Here is an 18,504-nt window from a genome sequence, read left to right as displayed (position 1 = left end):
TTATTATAAAATTATTTTTCGGGTTTTTTTAGAATTCTACTGGGATTTTCCATATACATACTCCCCCCACCATTCCATAAGTCTCTGTCTCTGAATAAGGTAGGTCGAGCGATTGTAGGCCTTCCTAACCTCATTCCTATCACTATGGGCTAAAGCCGCCTCAATTACATCGACATTAAACCCGCTCTCATTCATTGTGGTACTGGCAATTGAACGTAACCCATGTGCGACTAATTTTCCATCATATCCAATACGTTTCAAAGCAGCATTTGCCGTTTGGCTGTTCATAGCCTTGTGCGGATCATTGCGGCTTGGGAAAACGTACTGACGATGGCCACTGATTGGGCGCATGATTTCCAGCAGCTCTAAAGCTTGTTCTGACAAAGGAACTATATGTTCGCGCTTTGCCTTCATCCGTTCTGCCGGAATACACCACTGTTTATTCTCTATATCGATCTCTGCCCATGCTGTTGCTGATGCTTCGGCAGGGCGTATGAGCGTCAGTAGCTGCCATTCAAGCAGGCAGCGGGTTGGTATCGATAAGTTGCTCATAGAAATGGTGCGCATTAACTTTGGCAGTTCTTCGGGCCGTATGGTCGGCATATGCTGCTTCTTCGGGCGTTCGAAAGCATTGCCTATGCCTGAGGCCGGATTTGCGTCAATTAACCCGACATTGACCGCGTAAATCATTATCTCGTTTATGCGTTGCACAAGCCGTCTGACCGTCTCTAACGCTCCACGTGCTTTGATTGGTTCCAACACTTGAATCAAGGTGCGTGCCTTCAATTCCTGAACCGGAACATTTTCGATGCTGGGTAGAATGTCCTTTTCGATGGAACGCCAGATATCTTTCGCGTGATCTGCGCTAACGTGACTTTGTTTCAGCTCGAACCATTTACGTGCAACATTGACGAAAATGCTTTCCTGAGCGATTTGGAGCTTCTCAGCCTCTTCATCAGCACTTGCCTGCGGATCTATCCCACGGACTAACATCGCTAATTTCTCTGTGCGTATTTCTCTGGCTTCGGCAAGGGAGAGGGTAGGGTATGCGCCGAGGCTGATCATGGTGCGTTTGTTACTGTTGGGAAGTTGATAGCGGAAACGCCAAATTTTCTTACCGGTGGTTTTGACCTACAAAAAGAGTCCGTCACCGTCGTGCAAAGTGAGGTCTTTATCTGTGGCTTTAGCTTTTTGTACTTCGGTGTGGGTGAGGGGGCGTGTAGTCCGCGCCATGCAAGGATCTTCCCTTAATTGGTATACGTTTATTGGTATACATCTTAGCGTATACCAATTCGTATACCAATAGACTCCGGTTTCAGGTGGATCTTCTCGGACTTCTACAGACACAAAAAAGCCGCAAACCTAGGAAGGATGCGGGCTTTCAGGACTTCTCCGGACTTATCTGGTAATAACCGGAACATTATTTGGTGGAGCTGGGGGGATTTGAACCCCCGTCCGAAATTACTACACCGTCGGCACTACATGCTTAGTCTAGTCTTTACATTCGCCGGTTAGCTGCGGACAGACACGCTACTAACAAACTATCCTGATTGGGTTTAACGCTTTCACCCCAGGCAAGGTGTCCACGCGATCTCTTTTGGGTTTGACCTCTCTTGATCCCCGTCTTAAGAGCGGAAGCTAGGGAGAGAGGGCTCTAAGCAGGGTATTAAGCTGCTAGTGCGTAGTTTTCGTCGTTTGCGACTATTTTTTTGCGGCTTTTTACGAGGCCAACCGCCCCTCGGCATGCTCCTTGGGCTTCGCAAATCCCGTCGAATCCAGAATCAGCCCCAAGTACTGTTGTGCACTATAACAGAAAATATGCGCGCTATGCCAGAGGCTTAGCGATTTGCATTCTTCATGATACGTGCTTTGTCTACTTTCCATTCGCGATCTTTGATGTCATCGCGTTTGTCGTGCTCTTTTTTACCTTTCGCCAGGCCGATTTTGACCTTGCTCCAGGCGTTTTTCCAATACAGAGAGAGGGCAACAACGGTGAAACCGTCGCGGCTCACTTTGCCAAATAACGTTTCTAATTCACGTTTTTTAAGCAGTAATTTACGTGTACGAGTAGGGTCGCATACGATATGACTGGATGCGACGGTCAGCGGTTGAATGGTTGCGCCGAACAGAAAAGCTTCGCCATCTCTGAAAGTAACATAGCTGTCAGTGATGTTGGCTTTGCCAGCGCGCATGGATTTAACTTCCCATCCTTGTAAAGCAATGCCTGCCTCGATCTCTTCTTCAATGAAGTATTCATGGCGAGCGCGCTTGTTCATAGCGATGGTCGCGGAACCGGGTTTATGTGTTTTTTTCTTTGTCATAGTGACACTTATTATACTGTAAGCATTGACGATTGACATCCCCGGTAACGGAGGTCGGTTGGTTTTTCGCAGGACGTGCGGTATCCGATTGTGAGATTTTTGTCACAGCAAGGATAAATGGTATCATTTGCTCGTATTACGACACTTGGAAAATGATATGCCACAGATTAGCCGTTCTGCTTTGGTCCCGTACAGTGTGGAGCAAATGTACAAGTTGGTAAATGATGTTGATGCTTACCCGCAATTTTTACCTGGATGCACCGGGAGCCGCGTTTTAGATCAAGACGAAGGGTCGATGGTTGCCGCGGTTGATGTTTCTAAAGCGGGGATCAGCAAGACGTTTACCACCCGTAATACCTTGGTGAATAACCAGCGTATTGATATGCAGCTGGTTGACGGGCCTTTCCGCAAGTTAATGGGCGGATGGAAGTTTATCGCGCTGAGCCCGGAAGCCTGCAAAGTTGAGCTTAATCTTGATTTTGAGTTTACCAATAAGCTGATTGAACTGGCCTTTGGCAAAATCTTTAAAGAGCTAGCAGGCAGCATGGTGCAGGCATTCTCTTCACGCGCCAAAGAGGTTTACGGTGTCTGAGATTAACGTTGAAGTCGTTTATGCGCTACCTGAGCGACAATATGTGCGAACGTTGAAACTCGAAGAGGGCAGCAGCGTTGAGCAGGCGATTCTCGCCTCTGGGGTGCTGGATGTGCGCCGCGAGATTGATTTGAAAACCAATAAGGTTGGTATTTATAGCCGCCCGGTAAAACTGGCTGATACTCTTGCTGATGGCGATCGTGTCGAAATCTACCGTCCGCTGATTGCCGACCCGAAAGAGCTGCGCCGACTGCGTGCAGAACGGTCAAAAAAATAAGGCGCTGCGAGCGCCTTATTTTTTTACCCTGAAAGATGATTTCTGGCAGTTACCATAGACCATCGCACACGGGAATTACGATTTCTGACCGTCCAGCTTTGGTTTGTTATCCACGTTGGTCAACACGCCTGCATCGTTGAAGGTCAACGTTAGCGTTTGTTGCGTGGTGTTCTCGTGGCTTGGTTCCTGACGGAACACATAAATCCAAACGTTGTTGCCGAATGGATCGTCAAGCATTGGCGTACCCAGAATATAAGCGACCTGCTGCTTAGTCATTCCGGTATGAATTCGTTGTACATCAGCTGGAGCTAAATAGTTCCCCTGATTGATATCAGGCCGATAAACCACCTTTTCCAGTGTGGAACAGCCCGCAGTTAACATTAAAAGTAATCCCGCGGCGGCAGTTAGCGTTTTACAGCGCATAGTCGTTACATTCCTTTAGGGCATAAGATGCCGATGATAATAGACCTTTCATCAGTTTGAAACCTTTGCAGGGCACCAGTATGACCTCAGAAATGTAAAAAAGTTGAGGTTTTTACGCTGCCAGCAATTCTTTTGCGTTAGCCAGCGTGTTTCTTGTCACTTCGCTACCGCCCAGCAGACGGGCAATTTCTTGCAATCTTGCCTTTTTATCCAGTCGATTCATCAAGGTTTCGGTGGCTTGACCATCGGTTTCTTTACTGACGAAATAATGTTGATGTCCGCAGCCGGCAACCTGCGGTAAGTGGGTCACACACATCACCTGCGTTGATTCACCAAGCTGGCGCAACAGGCGGCCGACGATAGCGGCGGTTGGGCCGCTGATACCGACGTCGACTTCATCGAAGATAAGCGCCGGGGTTTCCATTTTCTTCGCGGTGATCACCTGAATCGCCAGTGCAATACGGGAAAGCTCACCGCCGGAGGCAACTTTGCTGATTGCTTGCAGCGGTTGGCCTGGGTTGGTGGTGACTTGGAATTCCAAACGGTCAGCACCTTCTAATCCCAAATGCTCAGGGACAAACTGTACCGCGATATTAAATTTACCGTGCGGCATCGACAGTGCTTGCATGCTTTGAGTGATTAGCAATGTCAGCTCATCGGCATAATATTGGCGTTTGTCATGCAGCTGCTGCGCGATAGACAGCGCCTGCTGATAATGAACCTGTACCGCCTCGCTTAATGCGCTCTGGTTGGTTTCATGCTCATCCAGCGCTTGCTGCTCTTCAAGCAGTTGACGATGAAGCTCTGGCAACTCTTCGGCGCTCACCTGATGTTTACGCGCCAGCGCCATTTGCCGCGACAGGCGTTGCTCCAACTCAAACAGGCGATTTGGATCGATATCCAACCTTTCGCTGTAATGACGCAACTCATCGCTGGCTTCGCTGATTTGAATAGAGGCCTCATCGAGCATCACAATCAAGTCATTCATTTTACTGTCCAGCTCGGCTAATTCAGCCAGCTGATTTTTAGCGCTATATAACAGGCTAGAAATGTTTTGCTCTTCGCCATCGGCTAGCATATACAGCGCGCTTTGGCTCAGTGACAACAGTTGGCCGCTGTTAGCCAGCAGTTTGTATTCTTCGTCGATTTGCTCGTATTCGCCGGGCTGTGGCGCAAATTCATTGAGTTCTTTGAGCTGATATTGCAGCAGTTGGCGGCGGGCTTCGCGTTCGGTAACCTGCTGTTGATATTGCGCCAACATGCGGCAGCTGTGGTGCCATTTTTGGTAGGCATCGCGCATTTGTGCCAGCAGGAGCGGCTCGTCGGCATACGCATCGAGCAGCTGTTTTTGATGCTCTGCTTTAAGTAATAGCTGATGGGCATGCTGACCGTGAATTTGGATCAGGTGCTGGCCAACTTCACGCAATTGCGACAGTGGAACCGGCGTGCCATTAATGAAACCGCGAGAGCGGCCATCGGCGCTAATGGTGCGGCGCAGCAGGCAATCCTGTCCTTCGTCGAGTTGGTTGTCGATTAACCACTGTTTAGCGGAAGGTGTATCTGCCAACGTGAAGCGTGCACAGATGTCAGCGCGGTTAGCGCCCAGGCGTACCATGCTGCCGTCGGCGCGGTTGCCAAGGCATAAACCGAGCGCATCAATCGCAATGGATTTCCCCGCACCGGTTTCACCAGTAATCGCCGTCATACCGGCAAGAAAGTCGATATCTAATTCACGAACAATGGCAAAGTTACTGATGGTTAATTGCGCCAGCATGATCACCTTCCTGTACATAACAACAGACCTGTAATTACGTACAGTATAAACTGGTTTTATATACAGTAAATACCTGGCGCATTATTTTTGCATAAAAACTCAGAATAGCTTTTTCAACCAGCCAAGCTTCGTACTCAATGTATTGAAATAGCTGTAATCTTTGGGGTGAATGAGATCCAAGTGGAATTCGCTGCGCTTGATGATCACCTCTTCACCTTGCTGGATAGGCAGGGCGATTTGGCTGTCACAACTGATTTCCAGATCGTTGCTGCCTTGTGAGAATTTTAAGCAAATCGTGCTATTGCTGTTAATGACTAACGGGCGAGCAGAAAGCGTATGCGGGAACATCGGCACCAGCGCGATAGCTTCCAGAGTCGGCATTAGGATCGGGCCACCGCCAGAGAGCGAATAGGCGGTTGAACCGGTCGGCGTCGAAATAATCAGGCCATCAGCACGCTGTGAGAAAGCAAAGCGGTCGTCGATATAGACTTCGAATTCAATCATATGCGCGACTTTGCCGGGGTGTAATACCACTTCATTAATCGCAGTGCTTACCCGACTCTGTTTTTCTTCACAACGTACGGTGGCTTCCAACAGGAAACGCTGTTCGCTGATATATTCGCCTTTCAGCACATCATCAAGCTGTTGCAAGGCGTTATCCGGGTCCAGATCGGTTAAAAAACCGAGGTTGCCGCGGTTAATACCGATAACTTTGATGTCATAGCGCGCCAGCACCCGAGCTGCGCCAAGCATATTGCCATCGCCACCAACGACTACGGCTAATTCTGCCAGCTTACCAATTTCTGCCAGCGTGCCGGTCTGGGCGTTTTCTAATTTGAGGTCTTGTGCAACCTGCTGTTCAACGATGACTTGATAGCCTTTTGAAATAAGCCAGTGGTAAAGCATTTCATGCGTAGCCAGAGCAGACGGGTGACGCGGGTGGCCGACAATGCCAATACACTCGAATTTTTTGTTCATCGTTTTCGTTATCCTTAGTACAGCGTGCTCGAACTCGTAGTTATACCCGTCATACTTGACGTTGCCTCTGCGTTGGCTCCGCTAACTTACCCGAATCATTTGACCGTAGTAAGCTCATCGGGACGCGCGCCCTTGCCGCCTTGATGCATCATTCAAGTTTCTTGGGTATATGTCCTATTGTGAGGATAAACAAGCCTTGAAACCGCAGTTTTGATCCCCATAATAATCCAACTAGCAAGATTAAAGCGAAAACGCGGAGAGATTCATGAGCAGTAAAGAACAGAATACGCCAAACGAGCAAGTCTCAGATGAGTTAAATCAGGAACAAAACCTGCATACGGAAGCGGAAGAGGCAGAAGTCGTAGACTCTCGCGATCAGCGTATTGCAGAACTTGAAGCCCAGTTAGTTGAAGCCCAACAGCGTGAACGCGATAGTTTGCTGCGTGCGAAAGCGGAAGTCGAAAACATTCGTCGCCGTACTGAGCTGGACGTTGAGAAAGCGCACAAATTTGCTCTGGAGAAGTTCTCTGGTGAGCTGCTGCCGGTTATCGACAACCTGGAGCGCGCGCTGGATTTGGCTGACAAATCTAACGCCGACCTGACTTCTATGATTGAAGGCGTTGAGTTGACGCTGAAATCTCTGTTGGATGCGGTACGTAAATTTGGTCTGGAAGTGGTTTCTGACACTCACGTGCCTTTCAACCCAGAATTGCACCAGGCGATGACTTTGATGGAATCTGCCGATCTTGAGCCGAACCACGTCATGATGGTAATGCAGAAAGGTTACACGTTGAACGGTCGCTTGCTCCGCCCTGCGATGGTTGCAGTATCTAAAGCTAAGGCGTAATTCGCTTCTGGCAATGATTTTAAGACTGAGGGCACCAGAAATGGTGCCCTTTTTCGTGGCCTTAGCTGTAGGCTACGAATGAAGTTCTAAGGCAGTTCCGGTAACCAGTTAATCGCCGGCAGGCCTTGTGCTTCTAACAACTGATTAGTTTTGGAGAAGTGCTGGCAGCCCAAGAAACCACGATGAGCTGAGAGAGGCGAAGGATGCGGTGCTTTGAGAATATGATGGCGCTGCGAGTCGATAATGCTGCCTTTTTTCTGTGCGTGCGATCCCCAAAGTAAAAAGACAATCCCCTGACGATGTTCATTCAACGCGGCGATAACTTTATCAGTGAAGGTTTCCCAGCCCAGTTTGGCATGCGAATGTGCCTGACCGCCTTCAACTGTTAATACGGTATTGAGCAACAGTACGCCTTGTTCCGCCCAACTTTGCAAATAACCGTGATTCGGTCTTTCAAAGCCTGGAATGTCTGTGACCAGCTCTTTGTACATGTTAACCAGAGAAGGGGGCGCAGGAATGCCCGGTTTCACGGAGAATGATAAACCATGCGCCTGGTTCGGACCGTGATAAGGGTCTTGCCCCAAAATCACCACGCGTACATCGGCCAACTCGGTAAAACGAAAAGCGTTAAACACTTCATCCTGCGGCGGGTAGATGGTTTTTCCTGCGGCGCGTTCACTGGCAACATATTTCAGGGTATCGACAAAATAAGGCTGTTGTTTTTCCTGACCAATCACGTCATGCCAGGTTAGAGGGGAAGCCATTAGCGTTCTCCATTTAAGTAGAGGATCTTCAATCGGCTAAGCTTACCTGCTCTGTGGATTGAGTGAAACCTAAGAACGGATTGGGCAAGTCTTTTCAGAGAACGTGGAGGGATTAATTAAAATTATTTTGATTAATTTCAAAAATAATTGAAGAGCACCCGAGAGAAAAATTGATATAAAACATTAAGTTCGTGCAGTGGATCTGCGCTGGCAGTTAGGAAATTGATTAGCATCAAAGAACCTAGCGTAACGGCTGATATATAAATGAGCTAATTGAGTCGCGGGGGGAATAAATATTAACCACGCTGACTCGCAAGCATCTTGCCAATCAATGGAGGCATTTATGATCACCGGAATTCAAATTACCAAAGCCCAAAATCAGGCTCTTAATCATTCATTCTGGCTGTTGGATGATGAAACTGCTCAGGCGCGTTGTGTATGTGCAAACGCGGGTTATGTCGAGGATCAAGTCGTTCCCGTGGCTGAACTGGGCCAAATCGAATACCGCGAAGTGCCTTTGGAGTTCAAGTCTAACGTGCGCGTTGAAGGTGGCCAGCATCTGAACGTTAACGTTATGCGCCGTGAAACATTGGAAGATGCGGTTAAACACCCAGAGAAGTATCCGCAGCTGACTATCCGTGTATCGGGTTACGCAGTGCGTTTTAACTCGCTGACGCCAGAGCAGCAGCGCGACGTTATTGCCCGTACCTTTACTGAAAGCATGTAATAAACGTTTATTACCTCGCTAAATGCAAAAAGCCTCATCAAGGATGAGGCTTTTTTATGTCGCTAACAATGCGATGAAAAGTAACGAGTTGTAGCTTACTCGGCGCTACCTTTGCTCTCTTCCGTTTTGCTCTTACGACGTTTACCCACATTCTTACTATCGCGATGGCGAACTTTTACTTTAGTGCGGGATTTCAGGCTTTCTTCTTTCTTCTTCTCTAGACGCTTAGCCAAGACTTTCTTGGACGGCTTACCGGTGCTTTTCTCACTCGGCGCTTTGGTCTTTGGACGAAGCTCGTCGATCACGCGTTGCTTAAGTGGTTCGTTGAGATAACGGCCAACTTTACCCAGCAACAGATGATCATGCGCTTCGACCAGAGAAATCGCGGTGCCTTTACGTCCTGCGCGGCCGGTACGACCAATGCGGTGCAGATAAGTATCCGCGGTAAGCGGAATATCGAAGTTGAAGACGTGGCTGATATCGTTGATATCCAGGCCACGCGCAGCAATATCGGTCGCCACGAGGACGTTAACGCGATCTTCGACCATGCGTTTCACCGCTTCGGTACGTTTGACCTGTACCATTTCACCTTCGAGGTAGCAGGAGTTGATACCTGCTTCACGCAACCAGGCAACCAGCTCGTGAACACGCTCGCGCTTGCGCACGAAGATCACTGATTTGGTAACATCAGGCTGTTTGAGTAAATGGATCAGCAACTGAGTTTTATGCGCTAAATCGTCAGCACGGTAATACCATTGCAGGATTTTTTTGCGTTCACGGCGTGACGGGTCGGCTTCGATTTCTACCGGTTCTGTCAGAATGCGTTCAGCAAATTCACGAATGGCTTCGCCTTCGAGCGTTGCAGAGAACAGTAATGTCTGTTTACGCCAGCGGGTTTCGGCTGAAATTGTTTCGATATCTTGTGCGAAGCCCATGTCCAGCATGCGGTCTGCTTCGTCGAGGATCAGCGTTTCAACGGCGCGACAGTCAAAGTTCTCTTCTTTGATGTATTGCAGCAGGCGTCCAGTGGTCGCGACGACGATATCCTGATTCTCGCTGAATACTTCAGCGTGGTTCATATAAGCTACGCCGCCGGTAATCGTGGCGATATCCAGCTCAGTATGTTTAGCCAGCTCGCGTGCTTGCTCGGCAACCTGCATCGCCAGTTCACGGGTTGGCGTGAGGATCAGAATACGCGGTGGGCCTGATTTTTTACGCGGGAAATCCAGCAAATGTTGCAGCGCAGGCAGCAAGAATGCGGCGGTTTTGCCGGTGCCGGTAGGAGCCGAACCCAACACATCGCGTCCATCCATCGCAGGTGGAATAGCCTCTGACTGAATGACAGTCGGGCGGCTGTAGCCTTTCTCGGCTAGCGCGTCTATCAGGCGTTCATCGAGTTCGAGTTCGGAAAAAGTGGTTAAAGTCATGTCTACCTCTACTTGGGGCGCCGATTATAGACTTGTTAGACGCAATCTTCACCTATTTATACCCGTCGCGCAGCAAAATGCCGGGATGTTGGCTGCTTGGCGGTGTCTCGACGTCATTTAGAGATATGGCAAAGGGCGCTTTTACTGGTCATCGCTTTCCCCTATGCTACGCCGGTTTTAAAATCTACCCTGTTGCGGGTTAAAAACAAAAGGAAAATGCAGTGAATCAAGCCAGTTCAGATAAGCCTCTGCGACGTAATGGTTTCACGTTTAAGCAGTTTTTTGTGGCTCATGATCGCTGTGCAATGAAAGTGGGCACCGATGGTGTATTGCTTGGTGCCTGGGCTCCTGTTGCGAATGCACAACATATTTTGGATATTGGCAGCGGTAGCGGTTTGGTGGCCCTAATGCTGGCACAACGTTCGCCAGCGGCAAACATTGATGCTGTTGAGCTAGAAGCGAGCGCCGCGCAGCAGGCCAATGAGAATTTTATTGAATCGCCTTGGGCCGAGCGCCTGCACGTTTTTGCTGAAGATATTAATCAGTTCGCGCTGACCCACGCGCAGCACTACGATGTGATTGTTAGCAACCCGCCCTATTTTGAATCTGCCGTGGCCTGCCGTGATGAGGCGAGAACGACCGCACGTTATACCGAAACATTGACCCATGATGCACTGCTCGACTGTGCCCGCGCGTTAATCAAACCCGACGGACAGTTTTGCGTTGTGCTGCCTTATGATATTGGCTTGGCGTTTGAGCGCAATGCGCAGTCACGCGGTTGGTTTACTGGTCAACGAGTTGATATCCGTGACAGGCCCGGGAAACCCTTAAACCGTATGTTATTGGCCCTCTCGCTACATCCCCAGCAAGCAATAGTACAAGAGCTGGCGATACGTGAAGAATTGAATGTTTACAGCAACGAATTTCGCCAATTGATTACTGATTTTTATCTTAATTATTAGCTCAATACACCAGATTTTCGGTTTCGGGCTACAATGTGTCTTAAGCCATATTGCATAGTGGATTTTTTATGAGCAATGTGGAGGATTTGTTTAAACAACATTTGCTCAAATAACGGCATGGCTGTTGTTGTGAAGAGCCGGCTACCAAGATAGCGCAACGACTATTATTCGATAATTACCGTATCGTTGGCGTATCGGGCGCGGTGGCGAAACGTGTGAAGTTTGCAGTAGAAGAAGCAAATTCATGTTAGCCTGACTCACTTGGCATAAGCCTCTGGCTGAGCAGTGTAAGTAAATAGAAAAAACGATGGCGGTGCGGAACTTATCGTTTCGCATGAACTCCAAGCTGCACTTGCTCAGGAAAATAATGATGATGATGGCTAGGAGTGCAACTCTAAGCATGGAGATAGTTTTGGGGAGAATTTACCTCGGATGAGCGAGCAGTTAGCCGATCAGGTTCTGGTCGAGCGGGTCCAGAAGGGTGATCAAAAATCGTTCAATTTACTGGTGATTCGTTACCAGCATAAGGTTGCGAGCCTTGTATCCCGCTATGTGCCACAGGGCGATGTGCCTGATGTGGTCCAGGAATCTTTTATAAAAGCGTATCGCGCACTTGAATCTTTTCGTGGCGATAGCGCGTTTTACACGTGGTTGTATCGAATCGCTGTTAATACGGCAAAGAATTATCTGGTCGCCCAGGGGCGTCGTCCTCCATCTAGTGATGTGGATGCAATCGACGCAGAGAATTTTGAAAGTGGCAGTGCGCTTAAAGAAATTTCGAACCCTGAGAACCTTATGTTGTCAGAAGAATTACGTCAGATAGTTTTTCGTACTATCGAGGCGCTCCCTGAGGATTTGCGTATGGCAATTACCCTTAGGGAACTTGATGGTCTAAGCTATGAAGAAATAGCAGCCATTATGGATTGCCCAGTGGGAACGGTAAGATCGCGAATCTTCCGCGCCCGTGAGGCCATTGATAATAAAGTTCAACCGCTGATTCAGCGCTAATGATTGCGTACACAGAAGGGTACTAGGCATGCAGAAAGAAAAGCTTTCCGCTCTGATGGATGGTGAAGCGCTTGATTCCGAACTGATGAGTTCGTTATCAAACGATAAAACGCTTCAGAAAAGTTGGCAGAGTTATCACTTGATCCGCGACACCATGCGTGGAGATATGGGTAATGTTGTGCATCTGGATATCGCAGATCGTGTTGCCGCTGCATTGGCGAATGAACCTGCTAAATTAGTCCCTGGCGCTATCACTGAATCTCAGCCGTCGCCTCAGACTTGGCAGAAACTTCCGTTCTGGCACAAGGTGCGTCCATGGACTAGCCAGTTGGCGCAAGTCGGTATGGCTGCCTGTGTTTCTTTGGCGGTAATTGTGGGGGTTCAGCATTATAATCAATCTCCAGTACCAGCTGGCTCGCCTGAAACGCCTACGTTTAATACGTTGCCGATGATGGGGAAAGCTTCTCCGGTTAGTTTTGGTGTGCCGAGCGAAAACAACAATCTCGGTAGCCAGCAAAATATGCAAGAGCAGCGTAAGCGCATTAATGCCATTTTGCAGGACTACGAACTGCAACGCCGATTGCATTCTGATCAGCTTCAGCTAGACGCTTTCACTCTTCCTCCACAGGCCGCTGTTCAGGTACCTGGTACTCAGTCTTTAGGAACGCAAACGCAGTAATGAAGCAATTTTTGTATGCCGCTTTTTTACTGGCAGGCAGCTTGCTTTCTCCCTTCGCCTCGGCAGATACAACTCCCGAGGCGTTGTTGCAAGAGATGAGCAGCGCTAGCCAGAAACTGGATTATGAAATCGCTTTTATCAGTATTACCAGGCAGGGAATCGATGCCTATCGGTATACGCATGCGATATCTAATAAATCTCAACTCGCTCAATTAGTTCTAATGGATGGCCCTCGTCGCGAAGTCGTGCAACGCGGTAATGACATTAGCTACTTTGAGTATGGCTTGCAGCCTTTTACCTTAGATGGCGACCATATTGTTGATTCGTTGCCGACATTGGCGTTCAGCGACTTCAAGAACTTATCCAAATACTATGATTTCATTGCGGTGGGGCGTGCCAGAGCGGCGGATCGGCTGAGTGAAGTGATTCGTGTTGTGTCGCGCGATGGTACCCGCTTTAGCTATATCATTTGGGTCGATCAAGAAAGCAAACTACCATTGCGCGTTGATCTGCTCGATCGCGATGGCGAAACGCTAGAACAATTCCGCGTCATTAGCGTTGATGCTGGCAGCAACGCGGTGGATGATCTTGCTGAATTGGCAAAAGCGAAATTACCTCCGGTGCTTTCACTGCCGCCTGTTGATGAGACGCAGTTCCAATGGCAGCCACAGTGGCTTCCTGACGGAATGAAAGAAGTGTCTCGTAGTAAGAGAAACTTGCCAAATATGCCAGTGACGATAGAATCTCGCCTCTACAGTGATGGCTTGTTTAGTTTCTCCATCAATGTGAATCCGTCTAATGGCGTTGTCTCTGAGCAGATAGTGCGCCAAGGGCGAAGAACAGTGCAAACTGAAGTGCGCAATGGTAATGAAATCACTGTGGTTGGGGAGTTACCTCCTTCTACGGCTAAGCGCATTGCCGATAGTATTCAGTTCACACCACAGTAACGGGCTTAGGTTAAGGGTCTCATCATGATGAAAGAATGGGCCACGGTGATTTCGTGGCAAAATGGCGTTGCCCAGCTGCGTTGTGAAACGCAGGCAGGATGCAGCAGCTGCCATTCTCGTTCGGGCTGTGGTGCCCGAGTTCTTAATGAGTTAGGCCCACAGACAGAGCATAATCTGCAGGTTAACATTGCCGAACCGCTTGAGCCGGGGCAAAAAGTTGAATTGGGGATTATGGAAGGCAGTTTGCTGCGTTCTGCGTTATTGGTGTATATGACGCCGCTTTTTGGCGTGATTTTAGGTGGTGGATTGTTGCAGTGGTTACTGCAGGCAGATGCTTTTGCGGTGCTAGGTGCGGTAATTGGCGGCGCTGTTGGATTTGCGATTGCGCGTATTTTTGCCAAAAAACTGGACAATAAAGCGGCATATCAGCCAGTGATCCTACAAGTAGGATTGCCTCCTCAGGCGTTTCGTTTCCAGCCTGAAAGCAAATAATGACCTTCATCTCTGCTAAGATCTAATGAAAATCAGGCCGTTATCTTGAATAGCGGCTTTTTACTGTCTGTTCTTGTCCTAATCCCATCTAAAGAAAGCATTTAATTACTGACCGGAATACGGTTGTGGATCATATGCTCTATCAGCGCAATAAATAGATCGGCGCTAAACAAAGAAGTATAAGGTATAGAAAATAAGACTCTGCCATTTCCATCGAGTAATTTTATTATTTGGCTGTTTTGTCCTCCACTAATAAATTGTACGTCTCCAACCGCAATCTGATGACCATCATCGCTGACGAGATGTCTCGCGCTCAAACGTAATTTTTTCTCATTCATTAACAAGAAATTATTACGCAAGAAGTGGCTTATTTTACTTTCACAATTAATAAGATACCGGAAGTTAACTATCCCGCCTTGTGCCAGAGTTGATAGTGCCTGTGGCCCGCTAAATAACAGCTGTTGATTCTTGATAACGTCAATGAGTCTGTCTGCGTGAGCAATATTAGGCGTAATATGATGCCACTCTTTACCCGTGGTTTCACGAAATGCCATGGTGTTAATGATTTTTCGGCTATATTTCCCCGAGCGATAGAGATAAATATCCATCACATTCTCAAAGGGAATGAACCTACTTTTATTCTCAGGCTTGCTGATAACTAAAATGCCGTTTTCATACAATTGATAAATTTGTTTAGGTTTAATGAAATGACGAAGAGTAATCAAGAAGATGCCAAGTACTAGGCTAAAAATGGCAGAGATTAATACCGAATGGAAATTAACACCGCTGTCGTGACTCAAGGCTAGCAGGTAAGCAAATTGTACAGCGCCCGCCGCAACCAACAGTATGGCAATGATCATAATGATCCACGAGTTGGCTTTGGCAAAACCATGCTGACTAAGCAACCTCCCTTCACTGATCATGATGTTAAACCTTGTGAGCAAGTGGATTTGAAAAGATAAAATGAGAAAAGATGAAACCAACAATAATCATTAGGAATAAAAATACTTTCTTATAACAGCAAGTTAATTAGAAAACTGTTGTACTGTAAATGAGCTTTTTCCTAAACGAGTAGGGGTGTTGTAGAGGGGAGTCGGCGTGTACTATGGCGCGAAAGTTTTTGCTGTGATGCCTTTATCAGAATGATTATTTTGTCTAAATAGGTACTTGTCTTCAGCGACTCTTGTTTAACCCGCTTACAACTTAATTCATCAACTACACGCCTTTCTTTGCATAATGCACGCATAATCTAGAGTTAAGGTCTGTGGAGACTAGGTTTTCACTGTGGTGGCATGTAGAATGCGCCCATGTTTTCGTGGGGCGTTTTGGCTTTTGGGTCAATACTGTCTCCATTGAGAAGAATTAATAGTTTTTAATTAGAGAAAATCATTTATAAATGAAGAACATAAGAAACTTCTCCATTATTGCCCACATTGACCACGGTAAGTCGACGTTGTCAGACCGTATTATTCAGATTTGCGGCGGCTTAAGCGACCGTGAAATGGCCGCGCAGGTGCTCGATTCTATGGATCTTGAGCGTGAACGTGGCATCACTATCAAAGCGCAGAGCGTCACGCTGGATTATAAGTCACCAGATGGTCAAACTTATCAGCTTAACTTCATCGACACACCTGGACACGTCGACTTCTCTTATGAGGTTTCTCGTTCTTTGGCTGCCTGTGAAGGTGCATTGCTGGTTGTTGACGCCGGTCAGGGTGTAGAAGCCCAGACGCTGGCTAACTGCTACACCGCGATGGAAATGGACCTGGAAGTGGTGCCGGTTCTGAACAAGATTGACCTGCCAGCTGCCGATCCGGACCGTGTGTCTCAGGAAATTGAAGATATCGTTGGCATCGATGCCACCGATGCAGTGCGCTGTTCCGCGAAAACGGGTGTAGGTGTTCCTGATATCCTGGAGCGTCTGGTGCGTGATATCCCGGCACCAGAGGGGGACCCTGAAGCGCCTCTGCAGGCGTTGATCATCGACTCATGGTTCGATAACTATCTGGGCGTGGTTTCTTTGGTGCGTATTAAAAACGGCACCTTGAGAAAAGGCGATAAAGTTAAAGTCATGAGCACCGGCCAGGTTTACAACGCCGACCGTTTGGGGATCTTTACCCCGAAACGTGTGGATCGCGATGTCCTGAACTGCGGTGAAGTAGGCTGGCTGGTTTGTGCTATTAAAGACATTCTCGGCGCACCGGTGGGGGATACCTTGACCCTGTCTCGTCAACCTGCTGAAAGCGTGTTACCGGGCTTTAAAAAAGTGAAGCCACAGGTTTATGCCGGTCTGTTCCCAATCAGTTCTGACGACTATGAAAACTTCCGCGATGCGTTGGGCAAACTGAGCCTCAACGATGCGTCACTGTTCTATGAGCCAGAAAGCTCAACGGCGCTAGGCTTTGGCTTCCGCTGTGGCTTCCTTGGGCTGTTGCACATGGAGATCATTCAGGAGCGTCTTGAGCGTGAGTACGACCTGGAGCTTATCACCACGGCGCCAACGGTAGTGTATGAAGTTGAAACGACTGGCAACGAAACAGTTTATGTTGATAGCCCATCTAAGCTGCCGCCGCTAAATAACATCGCGGAACTGCGTGAGCCTATCGCCGAATGTCATATGCTGATGCCGCAAGAATATCTGGGTAGCGTGATCACCCTGTGTATTGAGAAGCGCGGCGTGCAGACCAATATGGTCTATCACGGCAACCAAGTTGCATTGACCTATGAAATTCCGATGGCCGAAGTTGTGCTGGATTTCTTCGACCGTCTGAAATCGACTTCTCGTGGCTATGCGTCACTGGATTACAACTTCAAACGTTTCCAAACCTCTGACATGGTTCGCGTTGATGTATTAATCAACGGCGAACGTGTTGACGCATTGGCGCTGATTACTCACCGTGAAAACTCCCAGTACCGTGGGCGTGATCTGGTAGAGAAGATGAAAGAATTGATCCCTCGTCAGCAGTTTGATATCGCGATTCAGGCAGCAATCGGTACGCACGTTATTGCGCGCTCGACCGTTAAACAATTGCGTAAGAACGTTCTGGCGAAATGTTACGGCGGTGACGTTAGCCGTAAGAAGAAACTGTTGCAGAAACAAAAAGATGGTAAGAAACGCATGAAACAGGTGGGCAACGTTGAGTTACCACAAGAAGCGTTCCTGGCTATCTTGCACGTAGGTAAAGACGGTAAATAAGTCTTTGAAAAGTAAGTCGAGGAGTATGAATGGCTAACATGTTTGCCTTGATCCTGGTGATTGCGACGTTGGTATCAGGGATTATCTGGTGCCTGGATCGCTTTATGCTGGCACCGGCCCGTCGGGCTAAAATTGAACGTCTCAAGGTTGAGACTGGCGGCGTTGTCGACGATAGCACGCTAAGCAAAGCAGCAAAACAACCGGGCTGGGTTGAAACTTGTGCCTCAGTATTCCCGGTATTGCTGGTGGTTCTGGTCGTGCGTTCATTTATTTATGAACCCTTCCAGATCCCATCAGGTTCGATGATGCCAACGCTGTTGATTGGCGATTTCATCGTTGTGGAAAAATATGCGTATGGTTTGAAAGACCCTATCACCTCGACCACTCTGATTAAAACCGGTGAGCCGAAGCGTGGCGATGTTGTGGTCTTCAAATATCCGTTGAACCCAAGCGTTGATTACATCAAACGTTTAGTGGGCTTGCCGGGCGATCGTGTGACTTATGATCCAAGCACCAAAGAAGTGACCGTGCAGCCAGCGTGCAGCACTGGACAAGCTTGTACTACCGCATTGCCAGTGACCTATAGCGCGCCAGCACCAAGCGATTTAGTGCAGACCTTTGGTCAGGCTAACGGCAGCGAAGCCAGCAGTGGCTTCTTTGATATTCCTGCCAGCCAACCTGTACCACAGGACGGCGTACGTTTGATCAATCGTAAAGAGACGTTGGGCGATGTGACGCACAACATCCTGATTGTGCCAGGCGCACGCGATCAGATTGGGGCTTATTATCAGCAGCCGGGTCAGCCACTGGCGACTTGGGTTGTACCGGCTGGTCACTACTTTATGATGGGTGACAACCGCGATAACAGCGCCGATAGCCGTTACTGGGGCTTTGTGCCAGAGAAAAATCTGGTTGGCCGTGCAACGGGTATCTGGATGAGCTTTAAGAAGCAGGAAGGTGAGTGGCCAACGGGTGTTCGTTTGAGCCGCATTGGTGGAATCCATTAATGCTACGTCACTATATCTAGGTAATACTGTTGGTATAAACGCAGCATTATATTTCCAGTCGTTGTAGAATATCCTTTCGAGCG

18 protein-coding genes, 1 other RNA gene and 1 pseudogene are annotated in these 18,504 nt (G+C 48.3%); 11 read left to right on the top strand and 9 right to left on the bottom strand.

Translation table 11 applies throughout. From position 1 onward, the window contains the following. Nucleotides 1-36: 36 nt before the first annotated feature. The 3 genes and pseudogenes from ACL9RG_RS13655 to smpB form a co-directional block, all read right to left on the bottom strand. Nucleotides 37-1,233, bottom strand: a pseudogene (locus ACL9RG_RS13655) (integrase domain-containing protein). A gap of 192 nt (nt 1,234-1,425) precedes the next feature. Beyond that, nucleotides 1,426-1,789: a transfer-messenger RNA gene (gene ssrA / locus ACL9RG_RS13650) on the bottom strand. A gap of 49 nt (nt 1,790-1,838) precedes the next feature. Continuing rightward, nucleotides 1,839-2,321 (bottom strand): SsrA-binding protein SmpB, encoded by a 483-nt coding sequence (smpB, locus tag ACL9RG_RS13645; protein WP_422793162.1) that lies wholly within the window; start codon nt 2,319-2,321, stop codon nt 1,839-1,841. Between the two features lie 157 nt (nt 2,322-2,478). Here smpB and ACL9RG_RS13640 point away from each other — a divergent pair, with 157 nt between their 5' ends. Both ACL9RG_RS13640 and ACL9RG_RS13635 read left to right on the top strand, forming a co-directional pair. After that, nucleotides 2,479-2,913, top strand: coding sequence for a type II toxin-antitoxin system RatA family toxin (locus ACL9RG_RS13640; protein WP_422793161.1), 435 nt, complete (start codon nt 2,479-2,481; stop codon nt 2,911-2,913). Continuing rightward, on the top strand, nt 2,906-3,190 hold the full coding sequence (locus ACL9RG_RS13635) for an RnfH family protein (RefSeq protein ID WP_422793160.1): 285 nt from the start codon (nt 2,906-2,908) through the stop codon (nt 3,188-3,190). Before ACL9RG_RS13640 ends, ACL9RG_RS13635 begins: the two co-directional genes overlap by 8 nt. A gap of 75 nt (nt 3,191-3,265) precedes the next feature. Here ACL9RG_RS13635 and bamE read toward each other — a convergent pair whose 3' ends face one another. The 3 genes from bamE to nadK all read right to left on the bottom strand — a co-directional run bounded on the left by bamE (nt 3,266) and on the right by nadK (nt 6,365). Beyond that, entirely contained in the window at nt 3,266-3,613 is a 348-nt protein-coding gene (gene bamE, locus ACL9RG_RS13630; RefSeq protein WP_422793159.1) for an outer membrane protein assembly factor BamE, read from the bottom strand. A 112-nt stretch (nt 3,614-3,725) separates the two neighbouring features. Continuing rightward, nucleotides 3,726-5,387 carry a DNA repair protein RecN gene (gene recN / locus ACL9RG_RS13625; RefSeq protein WP_422793158.1) on the bottom strand — a complete coding sequence of 554 codons (1,662 nt, stop codon included), beginning with the start codon at nt 5,385-5,387 and terminating at the stop codon, nt 3,726-3,728. Between the two features lie 99 nt (nt 5,388-5,486). Further along, the gene (gene nadK, locus ACL9RG_RS13620; protein WP_422793157.1) at nt 5,487-6,365 is read right to left on the bottom strand and encodes an NAD(+) kinase; all 879 of its coding nucleotides are present in this window, start codon (nt 6,363-6,365) and stop codon (nt 5,487-5,489) included. A 265-nt stretch (nt 6,366-6,630) separates the two neighbouring features. On the opposite strand from nadK, the gene grpE reads away from it, so the two are divergent. Further along, nucleotides 6,631-7,212 (top strand): nucleotide exchange factor GrpE, encoded by a 582-nt coding sequence (gene grpE / locus ACL9RG_RS13615; protein ID WP_422793156.1) that lies wholly within the window; start codon nt 6,631-6,633, stop codon nt 7,210-7,212. Between the two features lie 86 nt (nt 7,213-7,298). On the opposite strand, the gene ung is transcribed toward grpE, so the two are convergent. Then, the gene (gene ung, locus ACL9RG_RS13610) at nt 7,299-7,976 is read right to left on the bottom strand and encodes a uracil-DNA glycosylase (protein WP_422793155.1); all 678 of its coding nucleotides are present in this window, start codon (nt 7,974-7,976) and stop codon (nt 7,299-7,301) included. 343 nt (nt 7,977-8,319) lie between these two features. Between ung and grcA the strand changes: the two genes are divergently transcribed. Beyond that, nucleotides 8,320-8,703, top strand: a complete 384-nt coding sequence (gene grcA, locus ACL9RG_RS13605) for an autonomous glycyl radical cofactor GrcA (protein WP_422793154.1) — start codon at nt 8,320-8,322, stop codon at nt 8,701-8,703. Between the two features lie 95 nt (nt 8,704-8,798). Here grcA and srmB read toward each other — a convergent pair whose 3' ends face one another. After that, nucleotides 8,799-10,130 (bottom strand): ATP-dependent RNA helicase SrmB, encoded by a 1,332-nt coding sequence (srmB, locus tag ACL9RG_RS13600; RefSeq protein WP_422793153.1) that lies wholly within the window; start codon nt 10,128-10,130, stop codon nt 8,799-8,801. 221 nt (nt 10,131-10,351) lie between these two features. Between srmB and trmN the strand changes: the two genes are divergently transcribed. From trmN to rseC, 5 genes are all read left to right on the top strand, one after another. Next, a complete protein-coding gene (gene trmN, locus ACL9RG_RS13595) occupies nt 10,352-11,092 on the top strand; it encodes a tRNA(1)(Val) (adenine(37)-N(6))-methyltransferase TrmN (protein WP_422793152.1) in 741 nt (246 codons plus the stop codon). A gap of 432 nt (nt 11,093-11,524) precedes the next feature. Next, entirely contained in the window at nt 11,525-12,100 is a 576-nt protein-coding gene (rpoE, locus tag ACL9RG_RS13590; RefSeq protein ID WP_422793151.1) for an RNA polymerase sigma factor RpoE, read from the top strand. 28 nt (nt 12,101-12,128) lie between these two features. Next, a complete protein-coding gene (gene rseA, locus ACL9RG_RS13585) occupies nt 12,129-12,779 on the top strand; it encodes an anti-sigma-E factor RseA (protein WP_422793150.1) in 651 nt (216 codons plus the stop codon). After that, nucleotides 12,779-13,726 carry a sigma-E factor regulatory protein RseB gene (gene rseB / locus ACL9RG_RS13580; RefSeq protein WP_422793149.1) on the top strand — a complete coding sequence of 316 codons (948 nt, stop codon included), beginning with the start codon at nt 12,779-12,781 and terminating at the stop codon, nt 13,724-13,726. The genes rseA and rseB overlap by 1 nt, the downstream gene beginning before the upstream one ends. A gap of 24 nt (nt 13,727-13,750) precedes the next feature. After that, nucleotides 13,751-14,218 carry a SoxR-reducing system protein RseC gene (gene rseC / locus ACL9RG_RS13575; RefSeq protein ID WP_422793148.1) on the top strand — a complete coding sequence of 156 codons (468 nt, stop codon included), beginning with the start codon at nt 13,751-13,753 and terminating at the stop codon, nt 14,216-14,218. 101 nt (nt 14,219-14,319) lie between these two features. Here rseC and ACL9RG_RS13570 read toward each other — a convergent pair whose 3' ends face one another. After that, nucleotides 14,320-15,141, bottom strand: coding sequence for a DUF308 domain-containing protein (locus ACL9RG_RS13570; protein WP_422793147.1), 822 nt, complete (start codon nt 15,139-15,141; stop codon nt 14,320-14,322). A 473-nt stretch (nt 15,142-15,614) separates the two neighbouring features. Here ACL9RG_RS13570 and lepA point away from each other — a divergent pair, with 473 nt between their 5' ends. Together lepA and lepB are read left to right on the top strand one after the other, a co-directional pair. After that, complete coding sequence (gene lepA / locus ACL9RG_RS13565; protein ID WP_422793146.1) at nt 15,615-17,414, top strand: translation elongation factor 4; 1,800 nt, start codon at nt 15,615-15,617, stop codon at nt 17,412-17,414. 29 nt (nt 17,415-17,443) lie between these two features. Then, nucleotides 17,444-18,421 (top strand): signal peptidase I, encoded by a 978-nt coding sequence (gene lepB / locus ACL9RG_RS13560; protein ID WP_422793145.1) that lies wholly within the window; start codon nt 17,444-17,446, stop codon nt 18,419-18,421. The last annotated feature ends 83 nt before the right edge of the window (nt 18,422-18,504 follow it).

The organism is Rouxiella sp. Mn2063, from assembly GCF_049319665.1.
Taxonomy (GTDB): domain Bacteria; phylum Pseudomonadota; class Gammaproteobacteria; order Enterobacterales; family Enterobacteriaceae; genus JBMOUD01.
Note: the sequence above shows the minus strand (reverse complement) of the source record. Positions and strands in the feature narration are given on the sequence as shown.